This window comes from Xanthomonas melonis (assembly GCF_020783655.1).
GTDB lineage: Bacteria > Pseudomonadota > Gammaproteobacteria > Xanthomonadales > Xanthomonadaceae > Xanthomonas > Xanthomonas melonis.
Window position 1 is genome coordinate 25,164 of sequence record NZ_JAJGQH010000011.1, and the last position, 23,105, is coordinate 48,268.

A 23,105-nucleotide genomic window follows, 5' to 3' on the forward strand; every position below is an offset into this window, starting at 1 on the left:
CAGGGCAGCGGCTTGCGCTCGATCGATCGGGTGGTGCTGCGCGAAGCGCCGGCCAGGCTGCAATACTTCCGGACAACGATGGAGGGGCGCCTGGTGCTCACCGCAGACGCGCTGCTGTTCCAGCCGCAGGCACGCTCTGCGCAGGCGCATTCGCTGGCGATACCGCTGACACGCCTGGTCGCGTTGCGGCCCTGCTGGACGCGCGGGTTCGGACTGATTCCGCTGGCGCCGACCGCGTTCGCGCTGCGGCTGGATGAGGGCTGCGAGTACCGCATCGCGGTCGCGCAGCGGACACAGTGGATCCAAGCCATCGTCGCCGCCTGCGCGGACCTACGCGGCCGCGCTGCGGTTTAGCGTCTCCGGCAAAGCACCACCGCAGCCCGGCCGGGTCGTCCGGGCTGCGTCAGCGAGGGCCCTCGGCGGTCAACCGGTGGCGCGCGCGCTGGCAGATGCCGGCCGCCCTGCCTACTTCGCGTCCATCGTGGCGCTGACCTTGGCCCAGCCGTTGCCACGCACCACTTCGAAGCCGGCTTCAACCACATGCAGATACATGCTGTTGTTGTAGCGGCCATCCTTGGAGCGATTGGTCTGCAACCAGTTCAGGAAGGGCTTGGCGTCTACGTTGAGGCTGCCGCTGGTCTTGAGGGTGGGCTGGCCGGCGGTTCCGGTCGGGATGAAGGTGTACACGTAATACCCGGCGGCGGTGTTCATGCCCTCCCACAGGTCGAAGGTGCGGCCACCGGCGGTGATCACCTTGCTGGCGGTCAGCGTGCCGATCGGCCAGGAGTTGTGATCGCCCCAGATCATCACTTCCAGCTGCGGGTTGCCCTTGGCGGTATCCCAGCGAAAGAAGATGTCGTAGGCGAAGTCGCCCGCCAGCTGCGTACCGCCGGCACTGTAGGTGAACTTGAGCGGCATCTTGCTGATCGCCGAGACCTGCCGCGGAAACAAGGTATCGGTGGTTGGATTCCAGCCGTAGTGCGAGCCGCGCACGATCGCCGGATATCCATAGAGATTGTAGTCGGCGAAGTTGAAGGTGACGGTCAGCTCGGGCGTGCTGCCGGTGCCGAAGGTGCCCTGGATGATGTTGTTGGGATCGTTGAAGTTGTTGACCCAGGCGTAGTGGTTGCCAAAGATCTTGTACGGACCGGCCAATGCCGCAGGCGCCAGCGCCACCAGGCCGAGGGTCAGTGCCGCCTTCCACCAACGCGAGGCGCGCCGCGGCGCGGCGGGGGCCTGAAGGCGGTTCGGGACAACGGGAATGCTTGGGGTGTCGTACATATCAGCTCTCCTTGGATAGACGCTGCGGCGGTCGCGTTGCGCTGCCGTTGGCCCGCCTGGTCGCGGTCGCATCGGACCCTAACAGCGCCGCCATCGGCAGAGCTATACCGATTAGGACAGGCCTGCGCAGCCAAGTACGATAGCGGGCGCCACCTTGCGGTCGGCGCGTGCGCCGGTGCGCAGTTCGGCGTCCTTCTACGGGGCTGCCGCCGCCCGGCCCGGCCCTTGCCGGCCGCCCGAAGCGCGGCAATGGTGCGCAGCCACATACGCCACCGCGCGCCAGGCCTGCAACGGCCACCCCACCCGCGGATCGCAGCGCACCGGCGGGCCCCACCGGTTGGCAGGAAGCGCCGGACGGACACGGCCGGCCAGGCCGGGGGTTACGCGCAACGGCCGTTTTGCGATAGCGTTCGCATTTGAAAGCGACGCAATAGCCGGAGGGGGCGACGATGCGCATCGGAATCGTGGTGGACAGTGCGTGCGACCTGCCGCAGGACTTCATCGAACGCAACAACATCATCGTGCTGCCGATCAGCGTACGGATCGGGGAGGCGGTACTGGCCGATCACCGCGACGAGGAGGCCACGCTGAGCTTCCTGCAGGCACATGTGGCCGAACGCGGCCACGAGGCCGAGACCACGCCGTTCTCGGTCAACCAGATCCGCGACCTGTTCCTGCAACGGCTGGTGATCGATTACGACCACGTGTTCTGCCTGACCATCTCCAAGCTGCGCAGCCAGATCTACGACAATGCCATGCAGGCCAGCTTCGCGATCCTCAACGACTACAAGCCGATCCGCCAGGGCGCCGGGCATAGCTCGCCGTTCGCGCTGCGCGTGATCGACACGCTCAACCTGTTCGCAGGCCAGGGCGTCACCGCGGTCGAAGCGGTGCGCCTGCGCGATCAGGAACAAAGCGTGGCGGCGATCCGCACCCGCCTGGAGCAGCTGGCCGAACACACCTACGGCTACATGATTCCACGCGATCTCTACTACCTGCGGGCGCGCGCCCGCACCAAGGGCGATCGCAGCGTGGGCCTGATCGGCGCGGCGCTGGGCAGCGCGTTGGACATCAAGCCGGTACTGCGCGCCTATCGCGGCGTCACCGAACCGGTGGCCAAGCTGAAAGGTTTCGAGCCCTCGGCGGAGAAGCTGTTCGGCTTTACCGTGCGCAAGATCCGCGAAGGCCTGATGACCCCCACCGTGTGCGTGGGCTACGGCGGCGAGCTGGCCGAATTGCATGCCTTGCCCGGTTACACCGCACTGCAGGCCGCCTGCCAGTCGCATGGCGTGGAGCTGTTCGAAAGCGTGATGAGCCTGACCGGCATGGTCAATGTCGGCAAGGGCGCGCTGGCGGTGGGCTTCGCAGCCGAGCCGCACGGGTTTTCCGCCTGAGGCGAACGCGCCGCCCGCGGCTCTCGACGGCGTTCTCACCCTGCCTTGGCTAGGGTGCCGCGGTCATTCCACGGAACCTGCCCATGCCTGTCAGTTATTCGATCAGCCTGCCTGACCCCAAGCTTGCCCGCGGCAGCGCGCCGTCGGTGAGCTTCGATGCCCACGGTGCCGACGCGTTCGCCGAACAGCTGCAGGCGGCTCTGCGCGACCCAGCCTGGTTCGATCGCTGGCGCCAGCTGCAGGCCGACCCCGACGAGGTGGATCCCGCGCTGGGCATCACCGACCCGGCCGCCACCGTCACCGGCAAGCAGCACGACCTGCGTATCGATCTGGTCGCCACCACGAGCATTCCGGGCGATCTGTTCAAGCAACGCATGCAGGCCCTGGCCGGCCGCCACTGGGAAATGCGCGACGTGCGCTGAAGCCACCGCGCAGCGAAACGATGCCGCCACGTTGCCCACGCGGCGGCCCGTTCCGGGCGCCTGATGACGACGCGCTGCGTTGCGTATCCACTCCAACGCAGACCTACGTCCTGGAGACTGTGGCATCCCAACGCGCACGGTCGACGCCTTTGATCAGCAGCCACAGGCAGAGCGCGGTCTCGCCAACCAATACCGGCAAAAGAATGCCTGGCGTGATCATGGCTGCGAAGCCCGGTGCCAGCAGTTCGGCAAACGCCGCGATGAGATAGCTGGCGCCCGCCAGCACCATCAGCACGCCTAGCGTGCGCGGGAGATAGGTAGAGCGATAGATCAAACTGCCGCTGACCAGGCACGCGGCACCAAAAAAGATCAACGCGCCGTTGAAAGCGATGCCATGCCCCAGCAACGCCATCGACGCCAGTGCAAATCCGTGCTCGGCCGTTGCGCCCGTCGCACCGGATGCGAGGGGCAACACCATCAGCTGGAATACCTTGCTGACTGCCTCGACCGAAAGCGATGCGATGTTCAACAACACGAACAGCAGCGCCAGGCCGCGGCCCGCCGGCCGTAGCAGCAGATATTCGATCCACAGCTGCACGACAGCGATCAACGGGACCAGCAGGTTGGCAGCCAGCCCCATCTTCCATAGTGCGGCATGCGCCAGGATCGATCGCAACGTCGCCTGGTCGTCGCCTGCGACGATCAATGCATTGGACACATAGCCTTCGGCCCAGCCTCCGAGCACGATGACCGCCAGATAGAGAGCACCGGCAAGACGTGCATAGAACTGCGGCCGTGCGTGGATGTCGTACGCCATGAACGGCGCCGTCATCCAGTCGGAACGCATCGATGCGGCCATTAGCGCCAGCGCTCGGACGGCGCGCGAACATACGTCCGCAACACGTAGCGCCAGGGGATCAACAGGGGGAAGATCACCACCAGCAGACAGGCCGATACCGTGGACCAGGTGCCTGCGTCCATGCGGTCGTGCAGCAGACGCGGCGCTGCCACGAACCCCAGCCAAAGGCACTTCCACGCGATCTCGAACAGCAGCAGGGGCAGCATCTTGAGCGGGCTGCATAGCCCGAGCAGCGCCAGCAATCCGATCGCACCCAGCATGCACTGCACCACGCCTTCCATCAGCTCCCATCCGTCATGCCGCAGTACGATGCCTGGCCACACCTGCACACCCAGACCGACCACCAGCAGCAGATATCCCGCGCGCAACCCATACAAGCGCCACAAGGGAACAGCGTCGGGCGCGCTGGCGTGCGTGGTCGCAACAGCAGCCGTGCTGTCGGAAGCGTGCATCTTCGTCATCCGACATCCTTGAGGATCTTCTCGATGCTGTCGAGCCGCACCCGCATGTCGGCCAATGCCGCGTGGGTCTGCTCTGCGAGGTTGCGATACGCCTGGATGTATTCCAGCTGCGCCCTGGCTTGCCTGACCGCAGCGAAGTAACGCATGCCAAAGATCGCCAGCAGCGTGCCCAGCGGCAGGCAGATCGTCAACAGGTAAAGATGCTCGGACAAGACCGTCTCCTCAGGTGTCCGCCTTGTCGGTCAGCGACAACGCTGCGTCGGCAATGACTGCGGGTGAAAGTACAAGCTCGAATGCGTTGATCTCGAAGTAACTGAGTGACTTTCCATCGTCGGCCAACTCGAGCCGGCTGCTCACAAGGCCGGCGTCTTCGAGTTTCTTCAAGTGCAGATGCAATAGCGGACGGCTGATGCCGACGTCCCGCGCCAGTTGACTGACATAGTTGCGCCCCCCGGTCTGCAGGTGCGCAAGAATTCTCAGCCGGTGCGGGTTGTCGAGCGCCGACAGCAGTGCCAGCAATCGATCGCCTGCCGTCATCGCTCCCCTTCCCATGTGTAAGAAATATCTGACAGGTGTCGCCGTGTCAAGAAGTTTGCGTCGGAGAGAAGATCGAGGGAATGATGCGCCCGCCGAGAGGCACGAAGGCTCTCCTCGCGCAGGGCTGACCTACCGGCGCCAGGCCACCTACGTCGCCGAGGCGGTCCTTGTGGACGGATCGAGCGGGGTACGGCGCGCAGCCGCGCATGGAGCGACTGGCCGCACCAGCGCTGCACGCCTCCCCTCCCCGTTACGCTGCGCGTCTCACGTCAGCCACGCAGGCGCCCACGCTCACCCACGCAGCGCCGCTGCATGGTGCGCGATATGCTCGCCGATAAAGCTGGCGATGAAGTAGTAGCTGTGGTCGTAGCCCGGTTGCATGCGCACGGTTACCGGATAATCCGCCGCCTTGGCGGCCGCTTCGAACAGGCTGGTCTTCAGCTGATTATCGAGAAACTCGTCAGCATCGCCCTGATCGATCAACAATGGCAGGCGCTCCGATGCCTGCGCAACGAGCGCGGTGGCGTCGTAGGCCTTCCATGCCACGCGATCCTCGCCCAGATAGTGCCCGAACGCCTTCTCGCCCCACGGCACCTGGCTGGGCGCCACGATGGGCGAAAACGCCGACACGCTGCGATAGCGCCCGGGATTCTTCAGCGCGATGATCAGCGCACCATGCCCGCCCATCGAATGGCCGCTGATCGCACGCGCGCCGGTGGTGGCGAAATGCGCCTCGATCAGCGCCGGCAATTCGTTCACCACATAGTCGTACATGCGGTAATGCGCAGCCCACGGTTGCTGCGTGGCATCGACATAGAACCCAGCCCCCTTGCCGATGTCGTAGCCCTCGGCGTCGGCCACGTCCTCACCGCGCGGACTGGTGTCCGGCGCCACCAGGATCACGCCATGCTCGGCGGCATAACGCTGTGCGCCGGCCTTGTTGATGAAATTCTGCTCGGTGCAGGTCAGGCCGCTCAGCCAGTACAGCACTGGCAACGGGCCGTCGGCAGCCTGCGGGGGCAGATACACGCCCACCTGCATGCTGCAACCCAGGCTCTGCGACTGATGCCGGTACACGTCTTGCCAGCCACCGAAGCAGGCACGATGTTCGATACGTTCCATGAAGATTCCTTACCAAGAGACGACCCTGCAGCCGCAGTACCGGCCGCAGGGTCTGACGATCAATGCAACAGACCCTTCTTGCGCGCAACGTGCGCCGACAGGGCATCCATCAACGCGGGCGACAGGCAGTCGTAAGGCGGCAGGCCCAATTCGGTCAACCGGGCGCGCACACCGTCCATCTGCTCCGGCGGCGTGCCGGTTTCGATGATGGACGAAACGAACGCGGCAAAACCCGGCGCCGACCAGCCCTGCTGCTTGGACAACTCGGTGTGCACGAAATCCAGGCCGTAGAACGCGTGGTCGGTGCTTTCGATCCGGCCATACAGATGCACGCCGCAACCGGTACACGCGTGACGCTGGATCGCCGCACTTTCGTCGACGATCCTCAGCTTCTCTTCGTGCGCCGTCACCTTGACGTTGTCGCGCGGCACCACCGCCACCACGGAGAACTTCGCGCCGTCCGGCTTCCAGCATTTGCTGCAACCGCATGCATGGTTGTGCGCGGTCTGTGCAGACACCTCGACGGTCACCTTGTCACTGGCGCAGCGGCATTCGAGGGTGCCCCCTCGAAAGCCCTCTGCACCGCCTCGCGCAACGCCTCCATCTACCGAAGGATGAATCGACACGTTAGTCATCATGCCCCTCCCGGAGTCTCGGGTACCACGTGCGCGGAAGCGGCCGCGCGCCGCTCCTGGCCATGCGGTCAGAAATGGATCACGGTGCGGATCGATTTGCCCTCATGCATCAGGTCGAAGGCATGGTTGATCTCGTCCAGCGGCATGGTGTGGGTGATGAACGGATCCAGGTCGATCTCGCCGTTCATCGACTGCTCCACCATGCCCGGCAGTTGCGTGCGTCCCTTGACGCCACCGAAGGCGCTGCCGCGCCACACGCGCCCGGTCACCAGCTGGAACGGACGGGTGCTGATTTCCTGGCCGGCGCCGGCCACGCCGATGATGACGCTCTCGCCCCAGCCCTTGTGGCAACACTCCAGCGCCGAGCGCATCACGTTGACGTTGCCGATGCACTCGAAGCTGAAATCCACGCCGCCATCGGTCAGCTCGACGATGACTTCCTGGATCGGCTTGTCGTAGTCCTTGGGATTGATGCAATCGGTGGCGCCCATGCTGCGCGCCAGATCGAACTTGCCCGGGTTGGTGTCGATGGCCAGGATGCGCCCGGCCTTGGCCTGCACCGCGCCCTGGATCACCGCCAGACCGATGCCGCCCAGGCCGAACACCGCCACGCTTTCGCCGGGCTTGACCTTGGCGGTGTTGTGCACCGCGCCGATCCCGGTGGTGACACCGCAACCGAGCAGGCAGACCTTTTCCAGCGGCGCTTCCGGGTTCACCACCGCCAGCGAGATCTCCGGCACCACGGTGTATTCGCTGAAGGTGCTGCAGCCCATGTAGTGGTAGATCGGCTCGCCGTTGTAGGAGAAGCGCGTAGTGCCGTCCGGCATCAGGCCCTTGCCCTGGGTGGCGCGCACCGCCTGGCACAGATTGGTCTTGCCGGACAGGCAGAACTTGCACTTGCGGCATTCGGCCGTGTAGAGCGGAATGACGTGGTCGCCGACCTTGACGCTGGTGACGCCCTCGCCGACCTGCTCGACGATGCCGCCGCCTTCGTGACCGAGCACGGACGGAAAGATGCCTTCCGGATCGTCACCGGACAGCGTGAAGGCATCGGTGTGGCAGACGCCGGTATGGGTGATGCGAACCAGCACTTCGCCGGCCTGCGGCGGAGCGACGTCGATCTCGACGATTTCCAGCGGCTTGCCGGGACCGAATGCGACTGCTGCACGGGATTTCATTGGGATAGCTCCTGACGAGGATGATCGGGAACGGCGCGGCGTGCGCCGGCCATGTGGGAGTTCATTTGAGATAGGAACGCACCAGATCCAGCAGGTCCTGCACGCGCTCGGCGCGTTGCGCATCGGAAGCGGCGGCGTGCCCGAAGTCTTCGCGGATATGCGCTTCGAGTACCTGCGACATCAGCCCGTTGACGGCCCCGCGGATCGCAGCGATCTGCTGCAGCACCGGAGCGCAGTCTGCGCCCGCCTGCAATGCGCGTTCAAGTGCATCGCACTGTCCGCGCAGGCGGCGTACCCGTGCCAGGGCGCGTTTTTTTTCGAGCGGCGCATGCGGCATGGCGGCCCCCACCAAAATACTGGGGGGCAGTATAAACGCGTGGGCCAAAAAAGCGATGCACCGATTCCGGTGAACCGCTCAATGCGTTTTTGCGCTGCAGCGCACACGAAGGCAGGCGCCCCGCCTGGCAGTTCGCATTCCGTCGTGGCGGCGATGCTGCCTGATCAAAGGCAGCGGCCCCTCAGCTCTCCACGGCCACCTGAGCGGCTCCCGCCGCGTGCGGGGGCGCACAGTCGGCCGCTGCGTGGTCGGGCAACGATGCCAGCACCGCAGCGCGAAAACGTGCCGCGAATGCGGCGTCGCTGCCCTGATAGAACGCGCGTGCGCCGGCAGACAAGCGGTCCAGCTCCGCCTGCGGCATCGCCAGCGCGGTCTCCACTGCATGCGCGATGCCCGCCGCGTCGACGTAGTAGTACGACGCCAGACGGCGTTGGCGCACCGTACTCACCGGTATCATCACCCCATGCGCGGGCGTGACCAGTTCGTTCATCGGCTCGCCGTCGGTGGCCAGCGTCACCGCCCCCACGCTCAGCGCTTCCATCAGGTAATGGCCGAACCCTTCCGCCTCGGAGGGGCAGATATGGAACAGATGCGCATTCTGCAGGCGGCGCAGTTCGGCATCGTCGAGATAGCGGACCCGGTGATCGATGTTCGGCGCGACGATCGGCTTGCCGGCAGTGCGGGGATTCTGCACCACCGTCAGCAGCGGCCACTCCGGGTGCCGCTGCCAGGTGTCGAGCAGCACACGCGTGCCCTTGGCGGTGCTGCGTCCGGCCAGATGGAAGAACGCGCGCTGGCGCGGCACCTGCGCGTCGTAGCGATCCGGGCTGGTGAAACCGATGTAGCGCGTGGCGCAGCCCAGGCTCTGGAAGATCCGCTCGGCATGCTGGGTCTTGCACAGTACCGCGTCGAACTTCGGCAGCAACGGCAACCACTTGGGCAGCAACCACTCCGGGTTGGGGACCAGCAGATTGCGTTGCCCCAGCGGCAGACAGCGCGCATACACCCGCTCGGAGAAGATCTGCAACGACACCCGCCCGAACAGCAGGCGACTGGCCCACAGGCGCGCCTCGCGCCCGGTGTCGTGCATCCGCTGGCTGGTGAAGCCGACTTCCTGCACCGGCACCCCGCCGGCACGCAGGGTCTGCGCCATCAGCACCATGTCGCGGGTCAGGCCCACGCCATTGTCGCGACTGATCACCCGCATCATCGGAAACGCCGCGTCATGCACGTCCAGGCCGGCGCTGCGGCCCGGCGGCGACGTCATCGTGTCCTGCGCATCGTTTCGTTCCATCATGTCGCATCGCATCTGTGTCAAAGGTTGACAAATTCCATCATTATGATGCGTGTTTCCGCCTGCAACAGCGACCACCATGCATCCGGCAACTTACCCTCCGCGCGCGGTCTGCGCGCCACCGACGACGCCCGCCGACATGCAGCATTCCCGCGTCCTCGTCGTCGACGACGACCCTGACCTGCGCAAACTGATCGGCGACTTCCTCGGCGCGCACGGCTACGAGGTGGAGGTGGCCGAGAGCGTGGCGCAGATGCGCCAGAGCATCGCCCGGCGCCGCCCGGACCTCATCGTACTCGACGTGATGATGCCGGGAGAAGATGGGCTCAGCGCAGCCCGCAGCCTCGCCAGCGAGCGCGGTTCGCCGGCGGTCATCATGCTCAGCGCGCTGGGCAACGACACCGACCGCATCATCGGGCTGGAAGTGGGTGCCGACGACTACCTGGCCAAGCCCTGCAATCCGCGCGAACTGCTGGCGCGGGTCCGCGCCCTGCTGCGCCGCAGCCAGGCCAGTCACGAGCAGACCGACCACGGCGGCAATGTCTACGAATTCGCCGGCTGGCGGCTGGACGTGGTGCGGCGCGACCTGCGCGACCCCACCGGAATCTTCATCAACCTGTCCGACGGCGAATTCGCCTTGCTGCGCACCTTCGTCGAACACCCGCAACGGGTGCTCAGCCGCGATCAACTGCTGGACTACGCCCGCGGCCGCGATACCGACGTCTACGACCGCGCCATCGACAGCCAGATCAGCCGCCTGCGTCGCAAGATCAACGAGCGGGTCCATACCGAGTTGATTCGCACCGTACGCAACGAGGGCTACATGCTGTTGCCGAGCGTCACGCGCCTGTGAGCGCCCGCCCTCGTCGCGGGCTGTCGATCTTTGCCCGGACGTTCGTGTTGCTGGCGGTGGCCCTGCTCACCGCCCAGGGCATCGGCATCGCGCTGCTGGTCTTGCGTACCCCGGTCTACGAACCCCCGGTGCATCCGCCGGAGGTGGTGGCGCTGCTGTCCACGCGCATGCCGGCCGGCACGCGCACCCTGGCGGTACGGGACCGCGCGCAGGCACCATCGCCGCCGGCCGACCAGGTGCGCGACCGCTTTGCGGAATTGCTGCTGGCGCACTGGCTGGATGTCGATCGGCAGCGCGTGCGCTTCTACCGCAGCGCCGACGCGCATGCTCCACGCGAAGAGACCACCCAGGACGAGACCACCCAGGACCGCGACGGACAAACCGTAGCCGGCGGCGGCGGCGCAGACATGCCGGGAGCACGCCTGGAGGCGCCGGGCGAGCGTATCGCCGACGCGCCTTCGCTGACCGCCGCCCAGGGCAAGGACGGCGTGCCGGCCGATTGGGAAAGCGAACGCCTGACCCCAGGGGTGCCGCTGCTGGACGGCTTCACGGCCGCACTGCAACAGCCCGATGGAAGCTGGCGGACGGTGCAGTCGCCACGCCGCCAGCTATCGGCCGAGTTCAAGACCCATGTGGTGCTGCTGTTCCTGGCCGGGTTGCTGGTCAACGTGCCGCTGGCGTGGTGGTTTTCGCGCGCGCTGTCGGCGCCGATCCAGCGCTTTGCCGAAGCGGCCGACCGCCTGGGCCGCAACCCCGACGCTCCCGCCCTGCAACGCAGCGGACCGCCGGAAATCGTACGCGCCGCCGATTCGTTCAATGCCATGCAGGCGCGCCTGAACCGGCTGATCAACGAACGCACCCACATGGTCGCTGCGATCGCCCACGACCTGCGCACGCCGCTGGCGCGGCTATCGTTCCGCCTGGACGCCCTGCAGCCGCCGCTGCGCGAGAAGGCGTTGGCCGATCTGGAGGAAATGAAGGCGATGATCTCCGCGGCGCTGGATTTCATCCAGAACGATCGTCACCGCGGCGCACGTGCGCTGCTTGATCTACGCCTGCTGGTGGAAAGCGTGGTCGACAACGCTGCCGATGTCGGTGCGGACGCCGCCTTGCTGCCCGGCCCGGCGATCACCCTGGAAGGCGACCCGCTTGCCTTGCGGCGCGCGCTGATGAATCTGCTGGAGAACGCCTTGAAGTACGGCAGGCGCGCGCGCCTGCAGTTGCGCCGCGACGGCGAGGACGGCGTGCTCTGGATCGACGACGACGGGCCGGGGATCGATCCTGCGCAACGCGATCAGTTGCTGCTGCCGTTCGTCCGCGGCGAATCCTCGCGCAACCGCGACACCGGCGGCATCGGCCTGGGCCTGTCGGTCGCGCACAGCATCGTGCTGGCGCATGGCGGCGACCTGCGCCTGGACAATCGCGTCGAAGGCGGCCTGCGGGTGACGGTACGCCTGCCATGCATGCCGGAACGACGCTGACGCGGTAGCCGTCCGCCCGTCGGCAGCCGGATTCGCCCCCTGCGGCATGTGGATCCGGGCGAGCCACGCTGCCGACCTGCGCTACCGACATCCGCAGCGCGGCAGGAACAGCCCGCACGCTCGCCTGCCAGCTTGCGTCGACGCGCCCGCCCCCGGTGACGCACAGTGCCGGGGCCAGCGCGCGCGCCACCGCCGGCCGCACGGCTCAGTAGGCGAACTCGCGGAACACGCGATCGATATCGCCGTTCCAGGCACCGTGGTACAGCGCCAGCTTGCGTTCGGCGGCGGTGACGCCGCTGTCGGCGATCTCGGCGATCACGTCCAGGAACCCGGTCTCGTCCTGGCCGTCGCGATTCAGGCGCGCGCGTCGGCGCAAGCCCTCGCGGGCGATGTTCACCGCCTCTACCGCAAGGTCGCGCACCGTGCCGTCACGGAATGCCAGTCCCAGCGCATGCCTGGGCACGCCATCGCGCAGCGCATGCCGCTCGGAGGGGTTGAAGTTCTTGACCAGGTCCCAGGCCGCGTCCAGCGCGGTGTCGTCGTACAGCAGGCCCACCCAGAATGCCGACAGCGCGCACAGCCGATTCCACGGGCCGGCATCGGCGCCGCGCATTTCCAGGTACTTCTTCAGGCGCACTTCCGGAAACGCCGTGGTCATATGATCCGACCAGTCGCGCAGCGTCGGCAACGCGCCCGGTAGCGCCGGCAGCCTGCCTTGCATGAAATCGCGGAAGCTCTGCCCGCTGGCGTCGTGGTAGACGCCAGCGCGATACGAGAAATACATCGGCACATCGAGCAGATAGTCGACGTAGCGCTCGTAGCCGAAGCCGTCTTCGAACACGAAATCCAGCATGCCGGTGCGGTCGGCATCGGTGTCGGTCCAGATGTGCGAGCGGTAGCTGAGGTAGCCGTTGGGCTTGCCCTCGGTGAAGGGCGAATCGGCGAACAGCGCGGTGGCGATCGGCTGCAACGCCAGCGACACGCGGAACTTCTTGGCCATGTCCGCTTCGCTGGCGTAGTCCAGATTGACCTGCACCGTGCAGGTGCGCGTCATCATGTCCAGGCCGAGCGAGCCGACCTTGGGCATGTAGTTCTTCATGATCTGGTAGCGGCCCTTGGGCATCCACGGCATCTGATCGCGGCGCCATTTCGGCTGGAAGCCCATGCCCAGGAACCCGAGCTGCAACTCACCGGCCACCTGCGCCACTTCGTCCAGGTGGGTGCCGGTTTCCACGCAGGTGTGGTGGAGGGTTTCCACCGCTGCGCCGGACAGCTCCAACTGGCCGGCCGGCTCCAGCGTGACCGAGGCGCCGTCGCGCAGCAGCGCGATGGTGCGGCCGTTCTCCTGCACCGGTTCCCAGCCGAAGCGGGTCAGCCCGGTGAGCAGCGCCTCGATGCCACGCGCGCCCTCGAACGCGGGCGCACGCAGGTCGTCCAGCTGGAAGCCGAACTTCTCGTGCTCGGTGCCGATGCGCCACTGCGCGCGGGGCTTCTCGCCGGAGGCCAGCACCTGGACCAGTTCCGCGCGTTCGGTGATCGGCGTTTCGGCGACGTGGCTGGGACTCGACAAGGGCGGGCTCGCAAACGGAAGGGGTGGGACGATGTGGGGCTACTCCCCATCCACCGCAAGGCCCGCACTATACGCGCAGGGCATCGAAGAATTGCCGCCACCGGCCGGGTCTGAGATTTCCATCCATGCGCACCGCATCCAGTGGGCGGCGCACGGCTGCAGCTGGCGCCGCAGCGGCCACCGGCATCACTCGCCGGCAGGCGCTTCCACGTCCTGGCCCAGCCAGCCGCCGACAATGCCACGCAGCTCGTCCACGCCCTGGCGCGACTCGCCGGAGAAGGCCTGTACGGTCACGCTGTCGCCGAAGCGTGCAGCCAGTTCCTTCTTGACCTTCTGCAGGGTCTGCATCTGCTGGCCACGGCCGAGCTTGTCGGCCTTGGTCAGCAGCCCGTGCGCGGGAAGCCCGCGTTCGGCCGCATAGCCGAGCATCTGCAGGTCGTAGTCCTTGAGCGGGTGGCGGATGTCCATCACCACCACCAACCCGCGCAGCGCCTGGCGGGTGCGGAAATAGCGGTCGATGAAGGCCTGCCAGTGCGCCTGCAGGTCCTGCGGCACCTTGGCATAGCCATAACCGGGCAGGTCCACCAGGTAGCGCTCGGGCTGGACCTGGAAGAACACCAACTGCTGGGTGCGGCCGGGGGTCTTGGACACGCGCGCCAGCGAATTCTGGCGGGTCAGCGCATTGAGCGCGCTGGATTTTCCGGCGTTGGAGCGGCCGGCGAAGGCCACCTCGTAGCCGCCATCGTCTGGCAATTGCCGGGCGTTGTGGGCGGACAGGTGGTAGCGGGCTTGTTCGATGAGAAGCGACATCCGCCTAGGATCGCACGTTCGGGCCCGGTGGTTTTGCTGCACTGTTCGTTGACCCTGGCGCAAAGCCATGTCGATAATCGAAGGACGCCTGCCATAGCCAGTACCCAACGCGCGCGGGCCGGGTCCATACGGAGCTTTAGCTGATGCGCCATGCTCGTGTGCTAGTCCTCGCCGCCCTCGCCGTGCCGGTCATCGCGGCCGTGGCGTTTGCGCAATCGGCGGTCACGCCGATCCCCGATCCGCCGCCGGTGCGCGTCGCGCCGCTGGAGGTAGACCTGTCCAAGACGACCTGGGGCGATGCCAAGGCCGGTCAGACCAAGGCGGCGGCCTGTGCCGCCTGCCATGGCCCGGACGGCAATCCGGCCGTGGCCATGTATCCGCGCATCGCCGGCCAGACCGAGCGCTACGTTGCGCATCAGGTGGCGCTGATCGCCAGTGGCGAGCGCAACACCGGCATGTCGGCGGTGATGGTGCCCTTCGTCAAGGACCTCACTGCGCAGGACATGCGCGATCTGGGCGCCTACTTCGCCACGCAGAAGTCCGCCGCCGGTGTGGCCGACGACGCGGCGATCGCCGAAGGCCCCTACCAGGGCATGAAGTTCTACGAGGTCGGCGAAAAGCTCTACCGCAGCGGCGACATCGCGCGCGGCGTGCCGGCCTGCATGGCCTGCCATGGGCCATCCGGCGCCGGCAACCCCGGCCCGGCATACCCGCGGCTGGGTGGCCAGCACGCCGAGTACGTGGCGCGGCGCCTGAAGGAATATCAGGCCGGCACCACCCAGCAGCGCGATCCTGCCCTGTTCAATATCATGGCGCAGGTGGCGCACCCGCTGACCGAGCAGGAGATCCAGGCACTGGCCAGTTACCTGCAAGGCCTGCACGACCGCGCCGACGACGCGGCCGCCGCCCAGGTCGCACCCGGCACCCCGGCACGCTCGTGAGCTAGGCTGCACCACCGCCGCGCCGCGTCACGACGCCGGTCCCGCGACCGGCGTCGTCGTTTTCCCGCCCTCCCCCCGCATCCCCACGGAGCCTGCATGAACCTGTTTTCCCGTCTGTCCCTGCTGCTGTTGATCCTGGTGCCGCTGGCGGCCTGTGCCGCCGACAACAAGGCGCCGCCGGTGGAAGGCGAGGATTACACCCTGATCGAAGGCGGCCAGCCGTATGCGCCGCTGGCTGGCAAGGTCGAGGTGGTGGAAGTGTTCGGCTACACCTGCCCGCACTGCGCGCACTTCGAACCGACGCTGGAAGCCTGGGCCGCCAAACAACCGTCCCATGTACGCTTCACCCCGGTACCGGCGGCGTTCGGCGGATTCTGGGACAGCTTCGCGCGCGCCTATTTCGCCGCCGACATCCTGGGCGTGGCCAAGCGCAGCCATCGCGCCATGTTCGACGCCATCCACGAAAAGCAGAGCGTGCCGACCCAGAACGTCTCCCCGGAGGAGCTGGCCGCGTTCTATGCCGACTACGGCGTACCGCAACAGCGCTTCGTGGACACCTTCAAGAGCGCGACGGTGGATGCCAGGCTCAAGGGCGCTCGCGAGTTCGCGCAGCGCAGCAAGCTGTCCGGCACGCCGGCGCTGATCGTCAACGGGCGCTACCTGATCGGCGCACGCAATTACCCGGACATGCTGAAGATTGCGGACTACCTGATCGCCCGCGAGCACGCGGCGCCTGCCAAGCGCTGAACCGCCTAACCGTTACCGACTGCCGCCCATGGCATCATGCGCCCCGCGGCCGTCCGGCCCTTTCTCGCCCCACGCTGGAGATCCAATCCGATGAAGAACCGCTTCGCCCTGACGCTGCTGGCGTTGCTGCCGATCCTGGTCGCCTGCAAGGCCCAGGACGGCTCGTCCGACACCGCGCCGGCCGCGACCACTCCGGCTGCCGACACCTCCACCGCGCCCGCGGCGACGCCTGCCGCCCCTGCGGCCACCGATCCGGCCGCCCCGCCCGCCGCCGACAGTGCCGCCACCCCACCACAGGCCGCACCCAGCGCCGCGCCGCGCGCGCCCAACGGCCCGGAACCGGTGGCCGGCACCGACTACATCGACATCCAGGGCGGCCAGCCGTACCAGCAGGCCGCCGGGAAGATCGAGGTGGCCGAGATCTTTGGCTACGTCTGCCCGGCCTGTAATGCGTTCCAGCCGCTGATCGGGCCGTGGAAGGCTGGCCTGCCGTCGGACGTGCATTTCGTCTACGTGCCGGCGATGTTCGGCGGCCCCTGGGACGACTACGCACGCGCGTTCTATGCGGCCGAGACCATGGGGGTGCAGGAAAAGACCCACGAGGCGCTGTACAAGGCCATCCATGTCGACCAGACCCTCAAGGGCGAACGCGGCAGGGATTCGGTGCAGGACATCGCCGCCTTCTACGCCAAGTACGGCGTGGACCAGAAGGCCTTCCTCGACACCATGAGCAGCTTCGGCGTGTCGGCCAAGACCAACCGCGCCAAGCAGTTCGCTACCCGCAGCAGCATCACCGGCACTCCGTCGCTGATCGTCAACGGCAAGTATCTGGTCAAGGGCAAGAGTTTCCCGGACATGCTGCGCATCGCCGACCACCTGATCGCGCGCGAACGCGCCACGCTGGCCAAGTGAGCCGGGTACCCGCCGCATCGTGAACGCTTCGGACTCGCGCACCCTGCGGGTGCTGACCGCCAACATTCAGGCCGGCTCCAGCACCCGCCGTTACAGCGATTACGTGACCCGCAGCTGGTCGCACGCGTTGCCGCTGGGCAGCAAGCGCACCAGCCTGGACAGCATCGCCAAGCTCGCCGGCGACCGTGACATCGTTGGCCTGCAGGAGGCCGACCCGGGGAGCCTGCGCTCGGGTTTCACCAACCAGACCCACTATCTGGCCGAACGCGCCGGCTTCCATTACTGGAGCCACCAGCCCAATCGCCGCATGGGCGGGGTGGCCTCCAGCGCCAACGGCCTGCTGAGCAAGCTGGAACCGCTGGAAGTGCAGGACCACGCCCTGCCTGGCCGTATCGGCGGGCGCGGCATCCTGCTGGCCAAGTTCGGACAGGGCCGCGACGGCCTGGCGGTGGCGGTGGCGCATTTGTCGCTGGGCGCCAATTCGCGCATGGCGCAGCTGGCCTTCATCGCCGAATTGTTGTCCGAGCATCCCAATGTGATGCTGATGGGCGATTTCAACTGCGTGGCCGACCGCCCGGAAATGCAGGCGCTGTATCGCCATACCCGTCTGCAGCCGCCGGGCTGCGTGGTGCACACCTTTCCCAGTTGGCGACCGGATCGCGCCATCGACCACATCCTGGTCAGCGACAGCCTGGTGATCGAACACACCGAGGCCATTCCGGCCGCATTCTCCGATCACCTGGCGGTCGGCATGGACGTGCGCGTGCCACAGCAGTTGCTGCGCTAGCCGGCGCGAACTGCAGACCACTTCGCATTGGCGAACTCGACCGACGACACAGCCTCGACAGCGCCTGTGGGATAACACGGGCAGTTCCATCGGAGGCATCGCACGTGTTACGCATCGTCAGTGCGCCGGCATGAGTGCATCGGACCCGCAGCCCTTGCCGGTGCGCACCTTGCGACCGGTGTTCCTGTTGGCAGGAACCGTGGTGTGCACCTTCGCGTTGCTGGTCTCGCTGTTCCCGCTCAAGGCCGGCAGCGTGCTGTTGGACGCGCAGACCTGGGCCTCGCGCAATGTGGGGTGGTATTACCTGCTGGCGATGACCCTGTACCTGGTGTTCGTGCTCGCCACGGCGCTCTCCAGCCATGGCAACATCAAGCTCGGCGCCGATCATGACGAGCCGGAATTCAGCTATCTCTCCTGGGCCGGCATGCTGTTCGCCGCAGGCATCAGCATCACGCTGTTCTTCTTCTGCGTGTCCGAACCGCTCACCCATTACCTGCAACCACCGCAGGGCGGCACCGGCAATGGCGAAGCGTCTGCGCGTCAGGCGATGCAGCTGGCGTTTCTGCACTGGGGGCTGCATGGCTGGGGCGTGTTCGCGCTGGCAGCCATGGCGCTGGCGTATTTCGCCTTCCGGCACAACCTGCCGCTGGCGCTGCGCTCGGCGCTCTATCCACTGATCGGCAAGCGCATCAACGGGCCGATCGGCTATACCGTGGATGCGCTGGGCATCGTGGCCACCGTATTCGGCCTGGGCGCGGACATGGGCTTTGGCGTGCTGCACCTCAACGCCGGCCTGAGCACCTTGATGGAAATCCCGCACGCGCATTGGGTGCAGGTCGCCCTGATCGCGGCGATGATGGGCGCGGCGATCGTGGTGGCGGTGTCTGGCGTGGAGAAGGGCGTCCGCTGGATGTCGGACATCAACATGCTGCTGGCGATCGCGCTGCTGTTGTTCATGCTGTTCGCCGGGCCCACGCAGTACCTGCTCAACGCCTTGATGCAGAACCTGGGCGATTACCTCGGCAGCGTGGTCGGCAAGAGTTTCGACGTCTATGCCTATGGTGGGCGCGCCGACTGGCTTGGCAACTGGACGGTGTTCTACTGGGCCTGGTGGATCGGCTGGGCACCGTTCGTGGGACTGTTCATCGCGCGCATTTCGCGCGGGCGCACCATTCGCGAGTTCGTGCTGGGCGTGCTGCTGATACCGCTGGGTTTCACCCTGGCCTGGCTGTCGATCTTCGGCAACAGTGCGCTGGATCAGCTGCTGCATCACGGCCAGGCGGCCTGGGCGCAGCAGGCCGTCGAGGCGCCGCAGACCGTGCTGTATTCGCTGCTGCAGAGCTACCCTTGGAGCCGCACGGTCATCACCGTGACGGTCGCCATCAGCTTCGTGTTCTTCGTGACCTCGGCAGATTCGGGAACCGTGGTGCTGTCCACGCTGTCGTCGCACGGCGGCGAGCCGCACGACGACGGCCCACGCTGGTTGCGCGTCTTCTGGGGCGTACTCACCGCCGTGGTCACTGGCGGTCTGTTGCTGGCCGGCAGCATGGATGCGCTCAAGTCGGCGGTGGTGTTGGCCTCGCTGCCGTTTTCTGCGGTGCTGCTGCTGATGGCCCTGGGGCTGTCGCGTGCGCTCAGCGAGGAATCGCAGCGCAAGCGCGCCCAGCTGTACAGCCCCAGCCCGCTGATCGGGCAATCGCGTCACCACGGCGGCTGGCGTCAGCGGCTGGGCCAGGCGATGCATTTCCCGGCGCGTGATGAGGTCTATCGTTTCATGCACGACCAGGTGCGCCCAGCCATCGAAGCGGTGGTTGCCCAGCTGCTGGAAGAAGGCTGGAAGGTCAGCAGCCGGCTCGACGATGGCGACATGGAGATCAACGTCGATCATGGCGAGCAACAGGGCTTCCGCTACCAGGTGGTGATGCGTGGCTATCTCACGCCATCGTTCGCCGCCCAGCGCTTCCGCCATCAGCGCTATTACCGCGCCGAGGTATACCTGTACGAAGGCAGCCAGGACTACGACCTGGTCGGCTACAGCCGCGAGCAGATCATCAACGACATCATCGATCAATACGAGCGTCACCTGCAGTTCCTGCATCTCACCCGCTAAAGGTGCATCGCTGCGGCGAGCGTCCCACAGGAGGTTTGTCATGCCACGTTTCCCCGACCAGCTGCTCTACATCGGCGGCCGTTATGTTCCCGCCCGCGGCGGCCACACCTTCGAGGTGATCAACCCCGCGACCGGCGAGGTGCTGGCCAATGTGCACAACGCCGGCGCCGATGACCTGGAGGCGGCAGTGGATAGCGCCAAGGCCGGACAGCAGCGCTGGGCTGCGCTGACGACGGTGGAACGCTCGCGCATCCTGCTGCGCGCGGTGGCCTTGCTGCGCGAACGCAACGATGCCCTGGCCGAGCTGGAGACGCTCAACACCGGCAAGCCGGTGAGCGAAACCCGTAGCGTGGACGTGGTGACCGGCGCAGACGTGCTGGAGTACTACGCAGGCGTGGCGCAGGCGTTACAGGGCGCGCAGGTGCCGCTGCGCGAAGGCAGCTTCTTCTATACGCGACACGAGCCGCTGGGCGTGGTGGGCGCGATCGGCGCGTGGAACTATCCGATCCAGATCGCACTGTGGAAGGCGGCGCCGGCGCTGGCCGCAGGCAACGCCATGATCTTCAAGCCCAGCGAGGTGACCCCGCTCACCGCGTTGAAGCTCGCCGAACTGTTCACCGAAGCCGGCCTGCCCGATGGCGTGTTCAATGTGCTGCCTGGCGATGGTGCCAGTGTGGGGACCGCGCTGACCGAACATCCGCAGATCGAGAAGATCAGCTTCACCGGCGGCACCGCCACCGGCCGCAAGGTGATGGCCAGCGCGTCGAGTTCGTCGCTGAAGGAAGTCACCATGGAGTTGGGCGGCAAGTCGCCCTTGATCGTCTGCGCCGATGCCGACCTGGATCTGGCCGCAGACATCGCGATGATGGCCAATTTCTACAGTTCCGGGCAGGTCTGCACCAACGGCACCCGCGTGTTCGTGCCGCGCGCGCTGCGCAGCGCGTTGGAGGCACGGCTGCTCGCACGCGTGCAGCGCATCCATATCGGCGATCCGCTCGATCCGCGCACCACCTTCGGCCCGATGGTCAGCGCGGCACACATGCAACGGGTGCTGGAGCATATCGAACAGGGCAAGGCCGAAGGCGCACGTCTGCTCTGCGGTGGCGAGCGACTGCGCGATGGCGCGCTGGCGCACGGATGTTACGTGGCGCCGACCATCTTCAGCGACTGCACCGATGTGATGACGATCGTGCGCGAAGAGATCTTCGGGCCGGTCCTGAGCCTGCTCGCCTACGATGAAGAAGACGAGGCGGTGATGCGCGCCAATGCCACCACCTACGGGCTGGCAGCCGGCGTGGTCACGCCGGATCTGGCGCGTGCACACCGGCTGATCCATCGCCTGGAAGCGGGCATCTGCTGGGTCAACACCTGGGGCGAATCGCCAGCACCGATGCCGGTGGGAGGCTACAAGCAATCGGGCGTGGGCCGCGAGAACGGGCTGGCCACGCTGCAGGCCTACACACGCACCAAATCGGTCCAGATCGAACTGGAACGCTACGCGTCGGTGTTCTGACGACAGCCCGGCGGCGCCAGCGAGCGGCACGCGCGCGACCAGGCAAGACAACGAGCCACGCACAGGCGCGCGGCCATTGCCTCGATGACGATGCCTTCCGCATCCGCCACGCGCCAGGACCGCCACGTACTGCCATCGCATCAGGAGAACAGCATGCAACGCGAATACGACTACATCATCATCGGCGCCGGCTCGGCAGGCAACGTGCTGGCCGCGCGCCTGACCGAGGATCCGGGCGTGACCGTCCTCCTGCTGGAGGCGGGCGGGCCGGATTACCGGCTGGATTTCCGTACGCAGATGCCGGCAGCATTGGCCTTTCCATTGCAGGGCCGCCGCTACAACTGGGCCTACGAAACCGAGCCGGAACCTTACATGGACAACCGGCGCATGGAGTGCGGGCGCGGCAAAGGCCTGGGCGGCTCGTCGCTGATCAATGGCATGTGCTACATCCGCGGCAACGCCTTGGACTTCGACCATTGGGCCAAGCGTCCCGGTCTGGAGGACTGGAGCTACCGCGATGTGCTGCCGTATTTCCGCAAGGCGGAGACACGCGACATCGGTGCCAACGACTACCACGGCGGCGATGGTCCGGTCAGCGTGGCCACGCCGAACAACGACAACAATGTGTTGTTCCATGCCATGGTCGAGGCTGGGGTGCAGGCGGGTTATCCGCGCACCGACGATCTCAACGGCTATCAGCAGGAAGGCTTCGGTCCGATGGACCGCACGGTGACACCACGCGGACGCCGCGCCAGCACCGCGCGCGGCTATCTGGACATGGCCAGGCCGCGCGATGGCCTGCATATCGTCACCCATGCCACCACCGACCGCATCCTGTTCGCAGGCAAGCGCGCCATCGGCGTGCATTACCTGGTGGGCAACAGCAGCGAAGGCATCGATGCACATGCGCGTCGCGAAGTACTGGTGTGCGCCGGCGCGATCGCCTCGCCGCAACTGTTGCAACGCTCCGGCGTGGGTGCGCCAGATCTGCTACGCGCACTGGACGTGCAATTGGTACACGACCTGCCCGGCGTCGGCCAGAACCTGCAGGATCACCTCGAGGTGTACATCCAGTACGCCTGCACCAAGCCGGTATCGCTGTATCCGGCGCTGCAGTGGTGGAACCAGCCGGCCATCGGTGCGCAGTGGTTGTTCGCGGGTACCGGCATCGGCGCCAGCAACCAGTTCGAGGCCGGTGGCTTCATCCGCACGCGCGAAGAGTTCGACTGGCCCAACATCCAGTACCACTTCCTGCCGGTGGCGATCAATTACAACGGCAGCAATGCGGTGAAGGAGCACGGGTTCCAGGCGCATGTGGGCTCGATGCGCACGCCCAGTCGTGGACGCGTGCATGCCAGGTCGCGCGATCCGCGCCAGCATCCCTCCATCCTGTTCAACTACCAGTCCACCGATCAGGATTGGCAGGAGTTCCGCGACGCGATCCGCATCACCCGCGAGATCATCGCCCAGCCCGCGCTCGATCAATACCGCGGCCGCGAAATCAGCCCCAGCGCCGATTGCAAGACCGATGCCGAGCTGGACGCGTTCGTGCGTTCGCGCGCAGAAACCGCCTATCACCCATCTTGCTCCTGCGCGATGGGCACCGACGACATGGCCGTGGTGGATGGACAAGGCCGTGTGCACGGCATGGAGGGTTTGCGCGTGATCGATGCCTCGATCATGCCGCGCATCATCACCGGCAACCTCAACGCCACCACCATCATGATCGCCGAGAAGATCGCCGACCGCATGCGCGGCCGCACGCCGCTGCCGCGCAGCACGGCGGATTACTACGTGGCGGGCGATGCGCCTGTGCGCGGGTGATGCTAGAAAACGCGGTGCGCCACCCTGGGTCGGGTGC

23 protein-coding genes and 2 pseudogenes are annotated in these 23,105 nt (G+C 66.5%); 13 read left to right on the forward strand and 12 right to left on the reverse strand.

Annotated elements, in window-relative coordinates; genetic code table 11:
- The first annotated feature begins 12 nt into the window (after positions 1-12).
- Positions 13-354 carry a hypothetical protein gene (locus LL964_RS12255; RefSeq protein WP_208621396.1) on the forward strand — a complete coding sequence of 114 codons (342 nt, stop codon included), beginning with the start codon at positions 13-15 and terminating at the stop codon, positions 352-354.
- Between the two features lie 111 nt (positions 355-465).
- Here LL964_RS12255 and LL964_RS12260 read toward each other — a convergent pair whose 3' ends face one another.
- Positions 466-1,281 (reverse strand): GH12 family glycosyl hydrolase domain-containing protein, encoded by an 816-nt coding sequence (locus LL964_RS12260; protein WP_104585688.1) that lies wholly within the window; start codon positions 1,279-1,281, stop codon positions 466-468.
- A 449-nt stretch (positions 1,282-1,730) separates the two neighbouring features.
- Here LL964_RS12260 and LL964_RS12265 point away from each other — a divergent pair, with 449 nt between their 5' ends.
- Positions 1,731-2,675: a DegV family protein gene (locus LL964_RS12265; RefSeq protein ID WP_104585690.1), complete on the forward strand. Its 945-nt coding sequence runs from the start codon at positions 1,731-1,733 to the stop codon at positions 2,673-2,675.
- Between the two features lie 83 nt (positions 2,676-2,758).
- Entirely contained in the window at positions 2,759-3,097 is a 339-nt protein-coding gene (locus LL964_RS12270; RefSeq protein WP_167395202.1) for a hypothetical protein, read from the forward strand.
- 103 nt (positions 3,098-3,200) lie between these two features.
- Here the strand turns inward: LL964_RS12270 and LL964_RS12275 are convergent, their stop codons facing one another.
- From LL964_RS12275 to LL964_RS12315, 9 genes are all read right to left on the reverse strand, one after another.
- The gene (locus LL964_RS12275; protein ID WP_323132947.1) at positions 3,201-3,956 is read right to left on the reverse strand and encodes a DUF4386 domain-containing protein; all 756 of its coding nucleotides are present in this window, start codon (positions 3,954-3,956) and stop codon (positions 3,201-3,203) included.
- On the reverse strand, positions 3,956-4,417 hold the full coding sequence (locus tag LL964_RS12280) for a hypothetical protein (RefSeq protein ID WP_208621391.1): 462 nt from the start codon (positions 4,415-4,417) through the stop codon (positions 3,956-3,958). The genes LL964_RS12275 and LL964_RS12280 overlap by 1 nt, the downstream gene beginning before the upstream one ends.
- Positions 4,414-4,629 carry a hypothetical protein gene (locus LL964_RS12285; protein WP_146092315.1) on the reverse strand — a complete coding sequence of 72 codons (216 nt, stop codon included), beginning with the start codon at positions 4,627-4,629 and terminating at the stop codon, positions 4,414-4,416. The genes LL964_RS12280 and LL964_RS12285 overlap by 4 nt, the downstream gene beginning before the upstream one ends.
- Before the next feature lie 10 nt (positions 4,630-4,639).
- On the reverse strand, positions 4,640-4,954 hold the full coding sequence (locus tag LL964_RS12290) for an ArsR/SmtB family transcription factor (RefSeq protein WP_104585695.1): 315 nt from the start codon (positions 4,952-4,954) through the stop codon (positions 4,640-4,642).
- Between the two features lie 291 nt (positions 4,955-5,245).
- Positions 5,246-6,076 (reverse strand): S-formylglutathione hydrolase, encoded by an 831-nt coding sequence (gene fghA, locus LL964_RS12295; protein ID WP_104585697.1) that lies wholly within the window; start codon positions 6,074-6,076, stop codon positions 5,246-5,248.
- 59 nt (positions 6,077-6,135) lie between these two features.
- Entirely contained in the window at positions 6,136-6,711 is a 576-nt protein-coding gene (gene gfa, locus LL964_RS12300; protein WP_104586441.1) for an S-(hydroxymethyl)glutathione synthase, read from the reverse strand.
- Between the two features lie 68 nt (positions 6,712-6,779).
- Complete coding sequence (locus LL964_RS12305) at positions 6,780-7,889, reverse strand: S-(hydroxymethyl)glutathione dehydrogenase/class III alcohol dehydrogenase (RefSeq protein WP_104585699.1); 1,110 nt, start codon at positions 7,887-7,889, stop codon at positions 6,780-6,782.
- Positions 7,890-7,950: 61 nt separating this feature from the next.
- Positions 7,951-8,226, reverse strand: coding sequence for a metal/formaldehyde-sensitive transcriptional repressor (locus LL964_RS12310; RefSeq protein WP_104585701.1), 276 nt, complete (start codon positions 8,224-8,226; stop codon positions 7,951-7,953).
- Positions 8,227-8,407: 181 nt separating this feature from the next.
- Positions 8,408-9,493, reverse strand: a complete 1,086-nt coding sequence (locus LL964_RS12315; protein WP_425478141.1) for a glycosyltransferase — start codon at positions 9,491-9,493, stop codon at positions 8,408-8,410.
- 166 nt (positions 9,494-9,659) lie between these two features.
- Here LL964_RS12315 and LL964_RS12320 point away from each other — a divergent pair, with 166 nt between their 5' ends.
- From LL964_RS12320 to LL964_RS12325, 3 genes and pseudogenes are all read left to right on the forward strand, one after another.
- Positions 9,660-10,373 carry a response regulator gene (locus LL964_RS12320; protein WP_104586443.1) on the forward strand — a complete coding sequence of 238 codons (714 nt, stop codon included), beginning with the start codon at positions 9,660-9,662 and terminating at the stop codon, positions 10,371-10,373.
- Positions 10,370-10,694: pseudogene (locus LL964_RS20165) on the forward strand (two-component sensor histidine kinase); the annotation flags it as partial. The gene LL964_RS12320 and the pseudogene LL964_RS20165, both read left to right, overlap by 4 nt.
- A 170-nt stretch (positions 10,695-10,864) precedes the next feature.
- Positions 10,865-11,854 (forward strand): annotated as a pseudogene (locus LL964_RS12325) (ATP-binding protein); the annotation flags it as partial.
- Positions 11,855-12,059: 205 nt separating this feature from the next.
- Here LL964_RS12325 and LL964_RS12330 read toward each other — a convergent pair.
- Together LL964_RS12330 and yihA are read right to left on the reverse strand one after the other, a co-directional pair.
- Positions 12,060-13,424, reverse strand: a complete 1,365-nt coding sequence (locus LL964_RS12330; RefSeq protein ID WP_104585707.1) for a glutamate--cysteine ligase — start codon at positions 13,422-13,424, stop codon at positions 12,060-12,062.
- A 186-nt stretch (positions 13,425-13,610) separates the two neighbouring features.
- Positions 13,611-14,234 carry a ribosome biogenesis GTP-binding protein YihA/YsxC gene (yihA, locus tag LL964_RS12335; protein ID WP_104585709.1) on the reverse strand — a complete coding sequence of 208 codons (624 nt, stop codon included), beginning with the start codon at positions 14,232-14,234 and terminating at the stop codon, positions 13,611-13,613.
- Positions 14,235-14,377: 143 nt separating this feature from the next.
- Between yihA and LL964_RS12340 the strand changes: the two genes are divergently transcribed.
- The 7 genes from LL964_RS12340 to betA all read left to right on the forward strand — a co-directional run bounded on the left by LL964_RS12340 (position 14,378) and on the right by betA (position 23,068).
- Positions 14,378-15,175 carry a c-type cytochrome gene (locus LL964_RS12340; protein WP_167395204.1) on the forward strand — a complete coding sequence of 266 codons (798 nt, stop codon included), beginning with the start codon at positions 14,378-14,380 and terminating at the stop codon, positions 15,173-15,175.
- A 96-nt stretch (positions 15,176-15,271) separates the two neighbouring features.
- Positions 15,272-15,922: a thiol:disulfide interchange protein DsbA/DsbL gene (locus tag LL964_RS12345; RefSeq protein ID WP_104585711.1), complete on the forward strand. Its 651-nt coding sequence runs from the start codon at positions 15,272-15,274 to the stop codon at positions 15,920-15,922.
- A 90-nt stretch (positions 15,923-16,012) separates the two neighbouring features.
- A complete protein-coding gene (locus LL964_RS12350) occupies positions 16,013-16,834 on the forward strand; it encodes a thiol:disulfide interchange protein DsbA/DsbL (protein WP_104585713.1) in 822 nt (273 codons plus the stop codon).
- Between the two features lie 49 nt (positions 16,835-16,883).
- The gene (locus tag LL964_RS12355) at positions 16,884-17,621 is read left to right on the forward strand and encodes an endonuclease/exonuclease/phosphatase family protein (RefSeq protein ID WP_104586446.1); all 738 of its coding nucleotides are present in this window, start codon (positions 16,884-16,886) and stop codon (positions 17,619-17,621) included.
- A gap of 130 nt (positions 17,622-17,751) precedes the next feature.
- Complete coding sequence (gene betT / locus LL964_RS12360) at positions 17,752-19,731, forward strand: choline BCCT transporter BetT (RefSeq protein WP_104585715.1); 1,980 nt, start codon at positions 17,752-17,754, stop codon at positions 19,729-19,731.
- 40 nt (positions 19,732-19,771) lie between these two features.
- Complete coding sequence (gene betB, locus LL964_RS12365) at positions 19,772-21,244, forward strand: betaine-aldehyde dehydrogenase (protein WP_104585717.1); 1,473 nt, start codon at positions 19,772-19,774, stop codon at positions 21,242-21,244.
- 153 nt (positions 21,245-21,397) lie between these two features.
- On the forward strand, positions 21,398-23,068 hold the full coding sequence (gene betA, locus LL964_RS12370) for a choline dehydrogenase (protein ID WP_104586447.1): 1,671 nt from the start codon (positions 21,398-21,400) through the stop codon (positions 23,066-23,068).
- Positions 23,069-23,105: the final 37 nt, after the last annotated feature.